General features: G+C 70.5%; 12 protein-coding genes. All 12 read left to right on the forward strand.

Features of this window, described 5'->3' with window-relative positions; genetic code table 11:
- Positions 1-9 precede the first annotated feature (9 nt).
- The 12 genes from ACFXKG_RS06750 to ACFXKG_RS06805 all read left to right on the forward strand — a co-directional run bounded on the left by ACFXKG_RS06750 (position 10) and on the right by ACFXKG_RS06805 (position 14,772).
- Entirely contained in the window at positions 10-1,692 is a 1,683-nt protein-coding gene (locus tag ACFXKG_RS06750; RefSeq protein ID WP_384833435.1) for an alpha/beta fold hydrolase, read from the forward strand.
- A 289-nt stretch (positions 1,693-1,981) separates the two neighbouring features.
- Positions 1,982-2,758: a polyprenyl diphosphate synthase gene (uppS, locus tag ACFXKG_RS06755; RefSeq protein WP_384833438.1), complete on the forward strand. Its 777-nt coding sequence runs from the start codon at positions 1,982-1,984 to the stop codon at positions 2,756-2,758.
- Positions 2,755-4,224, forward strand: coding sequence for an oxygenase MpaB family protein (locus ACFXKG_RS06760; protein WP_384833441.1), 1,470 nt, complete (start codon positions 2,755-2,757; stop codon positions 4,222-4,224). Before uppS ends, ACFXKG_RS06760 begins: the two co-directional genes overlap by 4 nt.
- Positions 4,225-4,444: 220 nt before the next feature.
- Complete coding sequence (locus tag ACFXKG_RS06765) at positions 4,445-5,935, forward strand: hypothetical protein (RefSeq protein ID WP_384833444.1); 1,491 nt, start codon at positions 4,445-4,447, stop codon at positions 5,933-5,935.
- A 160-nt stretch (positions 5,936-6,095) separates the two neighbouring features.
- The gene (locus tag ACFXKG_RS06770; protein WP_384833447.1) at positions 6,096-7,427 is read left to right on the forward strand and encodes an AAA family ATPase; all 1,332 of its coding nucleotides are present in this window, start codon (positions 6,096-6,098) and stop codon (positions 7,425-7,427) included.
- A 131-nt stretch (positions 7,428-7,558) separates the two neighbouring features.
- Complete coding sequence (locus tag ACFXKG_RS06775; protein WP_384833731.1) at positions 7,559-8,764, forward strand: VWA-like domain-containing protein; 1,206 nt, start codon at positions 7,559-7,561, stop codon at positions 8,762-8,764.
- Positions 8,765-9,249: 485 nt separating this feature from the next.
- Positions 9,250-9,534, forward strand: coding sequence for a hypothetical protein (locus ACFXKG_RS06780; protein WP_384833450.1), 285 nt, complete (start codon positions 9,250-9,252; stop codon positions 9,532-9,534).
- Positions 9,516-9,929, forward strand: coding sequence for a DNA-binding protein (locus tag ACFXKG_RS06785; protein WP_384833453.1), 414 nt, complete (start codon positions 9,516-9,518; stop codon positions 9,927-9,929). Before ACFXKG_RS06780 ends, ACFXKG_RS06785 begins: the two co-directional genes overlap by 19 nt.
- 230 nt (positions 9,930-10,159) lie before the next feature.
- The gene (locus ACFXKG_RS06790) at positions 10,160-10,879 is read left to right on the forward strand and encodes a Crp/Fnr family transcriptional regulator (protein ID WP_384833457.1); all 720 of its coding nucleotides are present in this window, start codon (positions 10,160-10,162) and stop codon (positions 10,877-10,879) included.
- Positions 10,880-11,000: 121 nt separating this feature from the next.
- Positions 11,001-11,771: a hypothetical protein gene (locus ACFXKG_RS06795; protein WP_384833460.1), complete on the forward strand. Its 771-nt coding sequence runs from the start codon at positions 11,001-11,003 to the stop codon at positions 11,769-11,771.
- The gene (locus ACFXKG_RS06800; RefSeq protein WP_384833463.1) at positions 11,768-13,900 is read left to right on the forward strand and encodes a hypothetical protein; all 2,133 of its coding nucleotides are present in this window, start codon (positions 11,768-11,770) and stop codon (positions 13,898-13,900) included. The genes ACFXKG_RS06795 and ACFXKG_RS06800 overlap by 4 nt, the downstream gene beginning before the upstream one ends.
- Positions 13,888-14,772 carry a hypothetical protein gene (locus ACFXKG_RS06805; protein WP_384833466.1) on the forward strand — a complete coding sequence of 295 codons (885 nt, stop codon included), beginning with the start codon at positions 13,888-13,890 and terminating at the stop codon, positions 14,770-14,772. The genes ACFXKG_RS06800 and ACFXKG_RS06805 overlap by 13 nt, the downstream gene beginning before the upstream one ends.
- Positions 14,773-14,787: the final 15 nt, after the last annotated feature.

Genomic DNA, 14,787 nt, shown 5'->3' on the forward strand with positions numbered 1-14,787 from the left:
GCGGTGGCCATGACCACGTTCGTGCTGGTGTCGGGCGGTCATACCGGTGGCTGGGTGTGGCAGGAGGTGAGCGCCCGGCTGCGTGCGGCGGGCGCCCAGGTGTACGAGGCGACGCTCACCGGCATGGGCGACCGCCGGCACCTGGCGGGCCCGGACACGGACCTGGAGACGCACATCCAGGACCTGGTGAACCTGCTGGACACCGTCCCCGCTCCGGAGGGCGTGGTCCTGGTGGGCCACTGCTACGGCATCCACCCGGTGCTCGGCGCGGCGGACCGGCGCCCGGAGCGGGTCGCCCGGATCGTCCACCTCGACGCGGGCCTGCCCCAGGACGGCGATGTGGCGCTGGCGCTCGCCCCCGACCACGCGATCCGCGACCGCTTGGCGGCCCGGGAGGCGGGGGCGTCACCGAACGGGCACGAGTGGCTGGCGGACCCGCCGCCGGCCGCCGAACCCGAGCGCTGGGGCGGCACGGCCGGTCTCTCGGAGGCCGCGCTGGACCGGCTGGTCCGGCACGCCGCGCCCCAGCCGCTGGGCACGCTCACCCAGCCGCTCCGCCTGCCGAACGCGGACGCGCTCGCCGCGCTGCCGACGACCGGCATCTTCTGCACGGCCAACGGCTCGGGCATCGCGCTGGTCGAGATGCTGGTGGCGACGGGACAGCCACGCTTCCTGGCGCTGGCCGAACCGCGGGTGGGCTTCTTCGAACTGGACACCGGCCACTGGCCGATGCTCTCGGTCCCGGACGAGCTGGCCGGCGTACTCCTGCGGGCGGCGGCGGACGAGGGGCACCGGGTCACGGCGGAGAGGCCTGAAGACCCCCCGAACCAGCGGCCGTTCATCCTGGACGTACCGACCGTCCCGAACGCAACCGACCGACCGGACGGACCGGGCGGAATGAAGGAACGGACCGCGTCAACCGGCAGCGTGGAACGAACGGAACGCACCACCACCTACTTCCCCGAGACACCCACGCCCACGCCCACGTCCACACCCACACCTACACCTACATCCCGCCCCGCCCCTCCGCCCAGCCCGGCGATCGTCTTCGTCCACGGCGGCCCGCTCCCCGCCGACACCCGCCCCGCCCCCCGGGACTGGCCGCTCTTCACCGGTTACGGGCGGTACGTGGCGAGCCTGGGAGCCGTCGGCGTCACGGTGGATCACCGCCTGCACGGGCTGACCGACTACGCCCGCGCCGCCGAGGACATCGTCGCGGCGGTCGAGCGCGTACGGGCCGATCCGCGCGTAGACGGGGAGCGCGTCGCCCTGTGGTTCTTCTCCGGCGGCGGACTCCTGCTGGCGGACTGGCTCGCGGCGCCGCCGCCATGGCTCCGGTGCGTGGCGGCGACGTACCCCGTGCTCGCGCCGCTCCCCGGCTGGAGCCTGGTGGAACGGCGCTTCCGCCCCGCGGCGACGGTCGCCGGCGCCGGGCCGCTGCCGATCGTGCTGACCCGGGTGGGCCGGGAGCGGCCGGAGATCGCGGCGACGGTCGAGGAGTTCCTGACCGCGGCCGAGGCCGGCGGGGCAAGGGTGGAGGTGATCGATGTGCCGCTCGCCCACCACGGCTTCGACGCCTTCGACCACGGCGCCGACGCCGAGGCGGCCGGGCAGGCGCGGCACGCGGTGGCACGAGCGGTGCGATCGGTGCTGGCCGCGCTGGCGGCGAGCCCGGGGGACCGGTCCTCGTAAAGGCGCCCGCCCGGCCCCCGGCCCCTACGAAAAGCCGACACCCGTACGCAAGACGTACTCCTGCACGTCGTACGGACGGTCGAGAGGTGAACGGACGGAGATCGCGTCGTGCCGGGGGCCGGATACCGGCACTCTGCTGAGTGTCGATCCGAGTGACGCCGGGTGGAGGGGGAAGTGCGTTGCGGCAATGCCAGCAGCGACGGCGGCAGTGGCAAGGGCGACACTGGCACAAGCGGCAGTGTCAACGGCGGCAGTGGCAAGGCCGACGGCGCCGCCCGGTGGCGTACGTATGACGCCTGAACGGCCTGAACGGCCTGAACGGCCCGACGGCACGTCCGCCTCGCCGGCCGGGGTGCCGCGCCACGTCGCGTGCGTGATGGACGGAAACGGCCGGTGGGCCGCGCGGCGATCCCTGCCGCGTACGTCGGGGCACCGGGCGGCGGAGTCGACGGTGATCGACGTCATCGAGGCGGCCAGGACGGCGGGGGTGGAGTGGCTGAGCCTGTACGCGTTCTCCACCGAGAACTGGCGGCGCCCGAGCGGTGAGGTCGACTTCCTCATGGGTCTGGTGCGCCGGGTGGTACGCAAACACGCCCCGCTGCTGCACGCGCGCGGCATCCGCTGCCGGTTCCTCGGCGTGACGGACCCGAGGATCCCCGCGCCGCTGGCCCGGGACTTCGCCGACCTGATGACGCTGACCGGCGCGAACCGGGGTCTGACGCTGACGGTGGCGTTCGACCACGGCGGGCGCGGCGACATCGTCGAGGCGGCACGTTCCCTCATCCGCAGCGGGGTGCCGGCCGACGCCGTCGACGAGCGGCGGTTCGCCGCTCATCTGCCCTTTCCCGACACACCCGATGTGGATCTCGTCATCCGGACCTCCGGCGAACAGCGCATCTCCAACTTCATGCTCTGGCAGGTGGCCTACGCCGAGTGGATCTTTCCGCAGGTGCTCTGGCCCGACTTCCGCGCGCCGCACTTCCTGGAGTGCCTGGGCGCCTACCGTCAGCGCGACCGCCGCTTCGGCGCGGTGGCGCCGTACACGAACGGAGAACCGCACCCGTGACGGACACGCACGTCAGCGAACCACCGCGGCCGGGGTCCCTCTTCGGCCCCGACTCGCAGTTCCACCGGTTCTTCAACGATCCGCGCTGGGCCCTGGCCATGGTCAGGGCGACGGTCCTGGAGGCGGCCCATCCGCGGATCGGCGCCGCCCTGACCGACAACTCCACGTTCGTGGCCCATCCGTGGCGGCGGCTGCGCAACACCCTCGTGAGCCTCCAGCGCATGTTCGGCCCCGACGACGACGCGCGGCGCAAGGAGGCCGCGCGGCTCAACCGCCTGCACGCGCGGCTGAGCGGCACCGACGCGCGGGACCGGCCGTACGACGCGACGGACCCCGAGGTCCGCGCCTGGGTGGTGGCGACGCTCTTCGAGAGCTCCGTCACCATGTGCCGGCTGAGCGGGCAGCCGCTCGACCAGGAGACGATGGAACGGCTCTACGCCGAATACCACGCGTTCCTGGCGGCGCTCGGGGATGCTCCGGGCCATCTGCCGCCCACCCTGGCGGAGTTCTGGCCGTACTACGACCACATGGTCGAGGAGGTACTGGAGAACACGGAGGCGCTGCGCATCATCCTCTACAAGCTCTTCGACCATCTCCCGGCACCGCCCCTGCTGAACGGCCTGCCCACCGTCTGGGCGGCGGGCCGCGCGTTCGCCGGCCCGGTCATCGGCATGGTCACCGTGGCGTCCCTCCCCGAGTCCTTCCGCCGGCGGGCGGGCCTCCCCGAAGTCCCCGGCGCCCGGACGCTGATGCAGGGCGCCTACCTGGCCGCCGGCCTGGCCCGCTTCCTGCCCGAGAACTGGCTGCGGACCGAGAACCTCACCGAACTGCTGTCCCTGACCTGGCCCCCGGACAGCGACGCCGGTGAACTCGCCCGGGCCGCGACACTCACCGCGCTGCGCGGCCGGATGAAACGGGCGGGAGCACTGCTCCGGCTGGTCACCCCCTTCCCCGTGCCGCCGTCCGGTCCCGCCGAGGATCCCCCGACCCGGCGGAGCGCCGACGAGTTCTTCACCGCGGTGCTCGACCAGACCGGCAACGGCTATCTGGACTGGCCCGATCTCGCCTCCATGGCACGGGAGTTGTCCACCCGCCTCGACCTGGACGAGCCGGCCGAGACCAGGCTCTACCAGGCGTTCGCCGAGTGGTGGCGGGAACTCCAGGCGGCCCTCGACACCGACGGCGACGGCCGCGTCAGCAAGGAGGAGTACGCCGCCGCCGTCCCCTCCCTCGCCGGACCCGCCCTGATCAGGGTCGCCGAGGTGCTCTTCGACGCCACCGACGCGGACGGCAACCAGTACATCGACGCGGACGAGTACCGGACCCTGTTCCGCACCGGCTTCCGACGCACCGTGGCCGACGCCGAAGGAAGGTACTCCCGCGCGGCGTTCGTGAAGGACTTCCTCTCCTTCATGTCGGGCCGCCGCCGCTCGACCCCCTACGACCCGCTGCTCGCGGGCGCGTAGCGGACGGTAGCCCCACAGTACGGACGGCCGACGGCAGGCGGCCGGCGGCCAGGGCGGCGGACAAGCGTGGCGGCGCCCTGGGCACGGCGTGGTTCAGCCGATCCGGTGTGAGCAGCGGTCAAAGGGACTGACAGATCCTCATCGTGGTGCTTATGATCCCGGGGATGAAAAACTCCTCCTCGTACGGATCGGGGGAATCATTCGCACAAGGTGAGTGCTGATGGCACATCACCTCGCGAATCGGATTCCCGCCCACCTGTTGATGTGGCAGCGCGTACGTGAGTACGCCGTGCCGCCGTCCATGATCGAGATCGCGACCGCACGACGTGCGGTCGGCGATTGGGCGGGGGCCTGTGCTGCCGCCCGGGTCGACCCGGATCTCGATCTGCGCGCCGTGCGCGACCGCCACGGTACCGATCTCGTCACCCGCCTTCGTGCGGATCTGCGTCGACTGGCCCCGGATCTGCTCCGTTGGCACATGCCCCGGATCGCCCCTGACGGGCGGCTCCGGCCCGGCCTGACCATCTCCCTCGCTCGTTACCGGAGTTCCGGTGCCGCGCCGTTGCAGTTGGTGGTGCGGACACCGCCGGCCTGGGCGGACGCCGGGCAGCGGATGTCCCTGACGCTGTGGGAGGAGTCCGGGACCGGCGCCCCGAAGCATCATCCTCACCCGCATCCCGACCGGCGTTTCCGGCTCGACCTGCACCGGCATCTCTGGGACTCCGGGCGCTGCGGCGAACTGACGTGGCGGTGCGGCGCGGGCGGTGCGCCGTTCCTGGCGCCGCCCGATCGGCCCTACATGCCGGCCCGGCCGGACGTGCCGGACCTACCCGATCGGTCCGCTGTCCACGGTTGCTCGTGGGCGTCGGCGCGGTGGGCCGCCGAGGCCGAGCTGCTGTTGGGAGACGAGGGTCGCCCTCGCGGGGCTTTCACCGTACGGCTCGGTGCGCGAAGCCGCGCCGTGCTCGAACTCGTCGCCCCCGACGAAGCCCATGCCCCGACGATGCGGCCGCTCCGGGAGGCACTGCCGCCGCAGGAGGTCGCGGTGCTTCCGGTGCTGCCGGAAGTGGCGGCCCGGGTCCTGCCGGATCTGGAGCTGCTGCGGGCAGGGCTGGTCGCGCCCGATCGGCTGCATCCGCTCGTCGCCACAGCACTGGCGGTGGCGGGTTCGGTGGCGGCGGTCGGCTCCGCCCCCCGGCCCAGCGACCCGCATCGGGTGGAGTGCCGGGGCGACATCCATCGGATTGCGCTGCGGGACGGCGTACTGACGGCGATCGATCACGATCCGGCACAACTGCGGCGGGAGGAACTGCTGGTGGCGCTCGGCGGGCCTGCGCTGCCCTGCCTGCGGGCCATCGACGCGGTGCACCGCGAACCGGAGGCACTGCCCGCGGTCCGGGAACGGCTCGGCCACGGTGACGTCGTCGGGGCGCTGGACGTGGTCGAGAAGTTGCTCGGTCCCGGTGCGGTCCTGCGTGACGGGCCGCTCCGCGAGGAACTGGAGTCGGCTGCGGCCCGCCGCATCGACCACGGACTCTTCCGCTCGGGGCTGGTTGCCGTGCACCCCGCTGCCGGCGCGGTCGGGGGCGGGAACGCCTCCGGCCCGGGGCACGCCGGGCCGGGCCACCGGCCGCGGCCCGACCGCCGTATGCCCGCCGTGACGCGTCTCAAGCGGAACAGCCGGGCAAGGCCCCGTACCGGCCTGACCTGACCCGACCTGGCTGCCGGGCGACCGCCTGACCGGCTGCCCCACCCACGTCCCGCGCCCGCACCGCGCGTTCCGCGCCGCACGACCCCGCCGGCCCACGACCCCACCATCCCCAGGACGGGCCGTCCCGTTCCGTCCCCTTATCCCCACCCAGGTGATGCCCATGACCTCCAGTACCCTCCTGCCCGCCTCTGTCCAGGCCGTTGACGCTCCCGCTCCCGCTCCTGCCGGTACGCCCCTGCCCACCGCCGCAGGCGCATCCGGAACCGGCCCCCAACTCGGCGTCGCCGAGGACCTTTTGTCCCTGCTGCGGACGACTACCACCGAGCTGCGCCCCGATGATCAGCTCGAAGCGCTCACCCTGGCTGTCGCGGCCGACCTGCCCGTGCTGCTGTGGGGCGAGCCGGGCATCGGCAAAACCGCGGCCCTGACGCAGCTCACCGCCTCTCTCAACCTGCCGCTGACGACCGTGATCGCCAGCGTCCACGAGCCGACCGACTTCTCCGGGCTGCCCGTCATCGGCGACGACCCGGCGGTGCAGGGGGTGCCGATGGCGCCGCCTCAATGGGCCGTGGAGCTCGTTCGGGCCGGGCAGGGGTTGCTCTTCCTGGACGAACTCTCCACCGCCACCCCGGCCGTCCAGGCCGCGCTGCTCCGTGTTGTCCTGGAGCGGAGGGTCGGCGCGCTCCAGCTGCCGCCGGGAATACGGATCGTGGCCGCCGCCAATCCGCGCGCGTCGGCGGCGGACGGCTGGGAGCTGAGCCCTCCGCTGGCGAACCGGTTCGTGCATCTGCACTGGGTGCACGACCGGGAGGTGGTGGTGCGCGGGCTGGGCGGGATCTGGCCCCGGGCCGAGCTGCCCCGGCTGGTGCCGGAGCGGCTGGCAGAGGCGGTGGCCTACGCCCGGCGTGCAGTGTGCGGTTTCCTGGAAGCCCGGCCGACGCTGATCCACCGGCTGCCGAGCAGCGAGACGCGGCGCGGCGGGGCCTGGCCGTCGCCCCGGAGCTGGGAGGCCGCGTTGACCTTGCTGGCCTTCGGCACGGCGGCCTCTGCCTCCCGGGAGGTGCTGGCGCTGTTGGTGCGAGGCGCGGTGGGGGATGGGCCAGGGCTCGAACTCCTCGCTCATCTGGACCGGATGGAACTGCCGGACCCGGAGTCGTTGCTGGCCGATCCGGCCTCCGCCGAGCTGCCGGAGAGGGGCGATCTGCGGCAGGCCGCGCTGGAGGCGGTGGTGGCCGCCGTAGGGGCACGGCCGCAGCGGGCACGGTGGGAGGCGGCTTGGGCGGTGCTGGTCCGGGCGCTGGAGACCGGCGCTCCGGACCTGCTGGTCGCTCCGGCTACGGCGCTGGCCGCGCTGCGGCGCGACGACTGGGAGGTGCCGGAGGCGCTGGAGCGGTTGGCCGGGGTGATCGGACTCGTCCGGCTGGCGGATCAGTCGGTGGGGCGGGCCACGGCAGTGGCCGATGCCGGGCGTGCGACGGGGGCGCACCGATGACGGGGGTCACGAAGCGCCCGGTGCCGTACCCGATGTCCCGGCCCTCGCCGCCGCGCCCGGCGCGGGCCACCGCACCGAGGGCGCCGACCGGCTCCGGCGGACCGTACGGCCGGACCGGACTCCCCCTGGACATGGAGAAGTTGCTGGCCGCGCGGCTGCACGCGGTGAAGGTACGTCCCTACCTGGCCGGAGCGCTCTTCGCACTGCACGTGGTGGAGGACCGGTCGGTGCCGACGATGGCGGTGGACGCGTACTGGCGCTGCTACGTCTCCCCCGGCTTCGTGGCGCGCACTCCGGTGGAGGAGCTGGCGGGCGTCTGGGTGCATGAGGTCTCCCACCTGCTCCGGGACCACCATGGGCGGGGCGAGCGGTATGCGCGGGAGTACGAGGAGAACGGGCCGGGCGAGCGGCTGCGGAGGAACATCGCGGCCGACTTCGAGATCAACGACGACATCTACGGCGACGGTCTGCCCCTGCCTGCCGGGGCGGTGTTGCCGTCGCTGCTGCGGCTGCCGGACGGGCTGCTGATGGAAGAGTATCTGCGGAGGTCGTCGATGTCCGGGCCTGCCGCGGACCTGGCCTGGCTGGACTGCGGCAGTGGGGCCGACGGAGAGCACCGTTCGTGGGAACTGGGACCCGACGGGGCACACGGGCTGAGCAAGCAGCAGCGGGACGCGGTCCGCTTCCGGGTTGCCGAGGGGATCAAGGGGCGGCCGGGCGATGCTCCGGAGGGATGGCGCCGGTGGGCGGACGAGGCGTTCCATCCACCGCAGCCTTGGAAACAGTTGCTGGGGGCGGCGGTCCGTTCCGCGGTGGGTGCGTCGGGACCGGGCGAGGACCACAGCTACCGACGTCCGTCCCGCCGGTCGGCCGCTGTTCCCAAGGTGCTGCTGCCCAGCCTGCGCCGCATGCCGCCCCGGGTCTGCGTCGTGATCGACACCTCAGGGTCGGTGAGCGACGCCGAGCTGGGCAGCGCGTTGCTGGAGGTGGCGGCGCTCTCGCGATCGGTGGGCGGGCGGCGAGACCTGGTGTCGGTGATCTCTTGCGACGCGGCGGCCGGAGTCGCCGTCCCGCTCTGCCGCGCCGAGAGCATCGAACTGATCGGTGGCGGGGGAACGGACCTGCGCTCCGGTTTCGCCCGGGCGCTCCGCTCCCGGCCCCGCCCGGATGTGATCGTCGCCCTGACGGACGGTCAGACCCCCTGGCCCTCCGCGCCGCCGCCCTGCCGCACCGTTGTCGGTCTCTTCCCCCGTCCGGCGAGCGCCGTGGACGAGGAAGACCCCGACTACGCCCCGGACACACCGCCGCCCTGGGCCCGCGTCGTCACCATCGGCTGAGAAAGCGCAGTGACGCGACACCACCACCGGAATGCCTCGCCGGGGGAGGAGGAAGAACCCTTCCACCCGCGGATGCCGCGCCGCACCGAGACACCGGCACGGCCGAGGCACGCACCCGCCGAGCCGGCGCCCGACGGTTGTCGGGCCCACCTCGCCGCGGCCTGCCGACCGACCCGGGAGGGAGAACCCGTGACCACCGTCGCGGAGACCGGATACAGGGAGCTGATCGAGGGCATTGACGGGGCGGGATTCGAACTCGTGAGGGGTTGCCCCCGACATGCTTTCCAACTGTTCGTCCGGGGGTTCGGAGGCGGTGTGAGCGCCGGACCAGCGGCAGAGCGGTCTTTTCAGTGGCGTCCGGACGTCACTGAACGTAGGTGAATGAGACCAGTACTGAGACCACGAGCTGATGGGCGTGTGGCTCGCGCCAGGCGCTGGACGTTGCGGCACGACCCGGATTCCTACTTATTTGATAATCTAGGTCCATGAGTGAGATCCCATACAGCGTTGGCGAAGGGCCGGCCACCAGGGTCAGCCTCTCCCTCCCCGAGGGAACGGCTGAGGCGATCCGTCGGCGGGTCGGCAGGCGCGAGTTCTCCGCGTTCATCACGGCAGCGGTCGAGCGCGAACTGCGTGGCCAGATCCTCGACGAGTACCTGGCCGACTACGAGCGCCGCCAGGGGCCGGTCTCCGCGCACGAGCAGGAGCGGGCACGCCAGGTCTTCGACGAGGTATTCGCCGAGGAGGGGCAGTGGCCCGCCGCAAGCTGAGCCACGAAGGCACTCTCGTTCTCGACTGCGAGGGCCTGTCGAAATTCGTCAGTGATGACGAGCCTGTCGTCGCCCTCGTCGCCGAAGCCCGCAAGCGGGGCATGGAGGTGGTCATCAGCGCACTCACCATCATCGAAGCGGTACACCGCCGGACCGAGAAGGCACGGCTTTCCTGGGTCCTGTCCGGCGTACGGGTCGTGGATATCGGCGACGAGGAGGCCAAGGGTGCCTCGGCCATACTGATCAACGCCGGGCTGCATGGCCACAAATACGCCATCGACGCGGCCGTGGCCGAGATGGCGCTGCGGCAGCGCCGCCCAGTGGTCATGCTCACCTCGGACATCGATGACATGACGAAGCTCTGCGGCGACAAGGTACGCCTCGTCGCCGTGTAGTCGACGCCCAGGAAGCCCAGCTCGAAGGTTCGACGGGCGGCAGGTCAGCGGTGGACCGGCCGGATCGATGCCGGGGAGCTGAGCGAGGCGTTGTGCGCCCGGGTGTGCGCCCGGCGCATCAACTCATGATGTTCGTTCTCTGTCGTACAGCGCTCTGAACTGCTCTTCTGAGATCGAAGGGGTCTCCCGAGTCGGGCACGGATCACAGTCGCGGCGGAGAAGGTGGGAGCTTGACAACAGAGTCCGAATCCCAAGGGCAGCAGGAGTGGCCCGTCAGAAGTTTTCTAGGCGGGCTGTCAGAAGCTATTCGTACTGGTCTGCTGCGGCTGGGAACCCGCTGCCGCTATCTGCCCGGGGAGGTCTTGATCCGTGAGGGCGACCGCTCCAACCATGTGGTGCTCCTACGCTCCGGGTTCGTCAAGGTCACTGCCCAGTTGGACAGCGGCCACGAGGCGCTGCTCGCCATCCGGGTCGGCGGGGACATAATCGGCGAGATGGCTGCCATGGACGACGGCGCGCCCCGGTCGGCCACGGTCACTGCCTGTGGGGAGATCGCCGCCAGCGTCGTTCGCGAATCAGACTTGCGTGTATTCCTTGCTTCCCACCCCGAGGCCGCGCGGGCAGTCAACCGGATCGTCGTCCGTCGGCTGCGCTGGGCGAACCAGCGGCGGGTGGAGTTCGGAGGGTATCCCGTCAAGGTGCGGCTCGCCCGCGTAATCGCGGAACTAGCCGTGTCTTACGGACATCCGGTCCCTCGCGGGTTAGCCATCGGTGTTGATCTCACTCAGCCGGAACTGGCCGCACTCACCGGCTCGGCGGAAGTCACGATCCACAAGGCGCTCGCCGAGTTGCGCCGAGACGGCCTCATCACCACTGGCTACCGACGCAACGTGGTCCTCGATCTGGCCCGACTGCGGGAAATCGCCAGGCTGGTGCCACCTCTTCGGTAACGCGTGTATGACCCGTATCTCTTGTGGAAAACCGTATTTCTACGACCTAGAGCGGTGTTCTCCATCCCCGGCCGCACAGTTGACGCGCACACCAACTACGGCAGGCAGGAGAACCGATCCCATGACATCGCAGTCGCATTCGTGGTCCCGCTCGCAGGAGATCATCACCCGCCATCTCTGCATGGCCGCCGACGTGGAGAAGTACAGCTGCCGCGACACCCCGGACCAGGAGACGATCCAGGCCGACCTGGTCCGGGTGTTGGAGGAGGCCGCGGTGCTCAGCGGCCTGGACCGTACAGCGTGGGATCGTCAGCCGCAGGGTGACCAGGAGTTCGCCGTGCTGCCGCTCGATACTCCTGAGCCGGAGGTGCTCGGTGGGTTCGTGCGGAATCTGGCCACTCGGCTCGGCGAGTCCAACGCCAACCGCGCCGAGAAGGAGCGGATGCGGCTCAGGCTGGCCATCGACTTCGGTGTGGCACGTACGGCCGCCCTTGGCCACAGCGGCCCCGCGCCGGTCTCCGTGGCCCGCTACCTCAATGCAGGCGTGCTCAAACGGGTGCTGAAGGCCATCAACTCGACCGATCTTGCTGTCATCGTCTCCGACCGGCTCTACCAGGATGTCGTCAGGCTTCGAGGCGAGGGAGAGGGCCTGGACCCGGCCCGGTACGTCCAGGTGCATGTTCAGGAGAAGGAATTCAACGGCTACGGGTGGATCCACGTGCCGGAACACGGCCCGGAAGAACTGGAACCGTTGGTCTCCGCCTCGGAGCCAGAGCCGGACCAAGGTCCGTCTCCCGCACCCACCAATGTGGTGAAGCGGAACAAGGGCGGCGTCTTCCACTTCGGTAGCGGAGACGCGGCGAAGACCATGCACAAAAAGTACCAGCGGTGACGGGTGTGCTTGCCATGGACGGCATAACCGATCCCGTCAACGAATCCCTTGATGAGCCATCGGTGGAACCGTCTGCCACCGGGCAGGACGACGTGTCCGTGGAAACGGCCGACGATCAGGCAGACCACATCCGGCGGTTGCGCGAACAGGGCCTGTTCGCGGCCTCTGTCGAAGGAGGAATCAAGAGCAGAGCCGTCGGCTTCGGCAGTGGGGACGCCGCCGGGACGATGTACAAGAACTACTTCACTGCCCCGGATACCGACCCGGTCGACGGCCGGATCCCCGAGGACTACCTGGATGAACTCAGCGAGTTCTACGTCCCGCCCGCCAGCCATGAAGGTCTGGTCAAGCACCTGGTTGAGCATGGTGTCGCGGTGCTGCGTGGCGCTCCCGGTACCGGGCGTTACACCACGGCACTGCTCGCCGCGCGAAAGGTGATGCAGACCGGTGTCGTGGTGCTGGACTCGGACGCGGGGGTGCGCCGACTCGTCAAGCAGGACGGCGGACTCCAACCGAGCCGGGGGCACGTGGTCCAGAGCGACGGTAGGAAGTGGGCCAACGAGCTGAGTGCGCACTTGCTCATCCGGTTACGGGAAGCGACCTACGGACGCTCCCCGCTGGTGATCGTCGTCGACGATCAGGTTGCGGTCCGGGGCCTGGACGGGCACGTGGTCGAGCACGAGATCGCGGTCGATATGCGGTTCGAGGTGCTGGAGCGACACCTGACGGTCCTGCTCGCCGATCAGCCGGAGCGCTGCCAGAAGCTCCTGCAGCACCAGCGCCTCCGAGAGGACTTGCGTGGTCGCCGATCCATGCAGAAGATCAAAGTTCTGGCCCGTCGGCTGGCGCGGCGTGTGCGGGACGGTGATGACATCGACCGGATTGCGCAGGGGCTCGGGGACGAGCTGCGGGTCAAGGCGGCGAAGCTGCTGGGGCCGCACCCCGCGGCAGACGGTGACGACGCCAGGAATACGGAAGTGTCCTTGTGGTCCCGGGCTTTCCTGCTGGCCTGTGTGGTGCTCGACGGGACAACGCTGAGCCGGGTCAGCCGGGAGTCTCACCGGCTTGCCGAGCTGCTGCACGGCGTGCGCTCACCGTCCTCCGTGCCCGAGATGCCGCTTTTCCGGGAGAGCGTGCAGGACTGGCTGGGCGATGCCGATGTGGAGTTCATCGACCGCAACGGGCACCGAGTGGGCGCCCGGCATCCGGAGTGCCGGGTTCGGGTCAGTCACCACGGGCTCGGGGAGGCGGTCATGGAGGTGCTGTGGCATGACCACAGCGGGGCACGGGGCCCACTGCTGGAGTGGCTGGACAGCCTCGTCGTCAGAGGGGAGGAGGAGATCCGGGTGTCGGCCGCGCAGACGGTCGGTCTCCTTGCCACCTTCGACTGGAACTACGTACTCGAAGAGTGCCTGGTGAGTTGGGCCGCCGACAAGGAGCATGCCCCCCGGCGGCAGTTTGCGGCGGCGTGGGCACTGGAGCGAGCGGTGACCGAAGGGTTGCCCACCTCCCGCGTCCAGCTGCTGCTGCGGCGTTGGTCCCAGCGGCAAAGCTTCCGGAAATGCGCACAGGCTGCGTACGGAACCCGGATCGGCGCGATGTTCCCCACCGAGGCACTGAGTGGTCTGGAACAGATCGCCCAGTCGGGGATGTGGAGCGTGGGGGACGCCGTGCGGGAGATCTATGCGGCCGGATCACGGGACCAGGTTTTGGAGCGACTGGCGAACTGGTCGGCATCGTCCCGTCATTGGCTGCGGGATGACGCTGCGAGGTGCCTTGTTCGGCTCAGCAGATTTCGAGGTGCGCAAGCGGTCACGGCCTTCCTGAGCGAGCAGGGCCCGCGTGCCGACCTTCTGCGGCTCACTCGGCAGGTCTTGCTCAGTCCCACCCGACAGCACCGCGGGTACGGGTGGAACGCCATCCGGATGTGGGTGGAGCGGGCCGGCGAGGAGCCGGGGCTCGATGAACGCGTAGCCGAGTTCATCGCCGAGCTGCCCGAGCCGGGTGCCGAGGGCGCCGACATGCGTGAGCGGTTCCTGTTCTACCTACGGCTGTGGGGTCATCAGCTGCCGGACGGCGAAGCGGCAGCCCATATCGGTTCTCTTGTGACGGAAAGGTGGTCGATGTGATCAGGACACCGCGCCGCAGTGCTCTGGCATGGTTGCGGGCTTTCTTCGGCGGTCTGTCGGAGCCGTTTCTGCCCTTCGCGGCTACGGCAGCGGACGTGCCGGGAACAGAGAAGGTGCACCGGAACTCCACCGTTTCGTTCGAAACCCCCTCCAGGGGCGGCGGGTTCGACTTCCTGGTCGAGATCCGCTGCGAGTGGTGTGCCGAAGGGCGCTTGGACCAGGAGACGTTGGATCGTGCCATCGACAGTCACCAGGAGGCCATGCCGCAGTACCTCCTCGACCGGGTTCGCGACATCGCACGCCTCTACGAGCCGTTCCGGGCGGAGGAGGCGGAGCTGGCTGTCAACGATGACCTGCGACAGGGCGCATGCTTCGAGAACGGGCTCGTGCGCTGCCGTACCGTCGCCTATATCCAGCCCTCGCCGGAGGTGCTCGAGCGGCAGCGTAAGGCCGCCCTGGAACTCCAGGACATCGAGCACCGGTACGCGAAGTCCGCGCTCCAGGTGGAGTTGCTGGGGCAGGTCTCCGAGAAGTGGCGCACGTTCCTCGCCGGTGGGCTCGCCGGTGTGCGCCAGGACGATGACGTGCTGTCCTGGCTGACACCGTGGGCGGTGTTGCTCGCCGAGAGGCCGGATCAAGCGGCCACCGAGGTCGGGGACATGTTCCAGCAGAGGCAGAAACAGCTCGACGAGTTCGTCAAGATCCTGGAACGGCAGGGGAAGGGGTACCAGGACCGGGACCTCTTCGATTTCGTCATCACCAACGAGAAGCAGCTCGGCCACGCTATGCGGCTGTTCGGGCTTGAGCTGCCGGGCTCCCCCGCTTCCAGGGGCGTCCCGGCCGAGCCGCTGCCTCAGCAGAACAGGAACTGACGGAACGCAGCTCGA

It is taken from the genome of Streptomyces sp. NPDC059255, assembly GCF_042752355.1.
GTDB lineage: Bacteria > Actinomycetota > Actinomycetes > Streptomycetales > Streptomycetaceae > Streptomyces.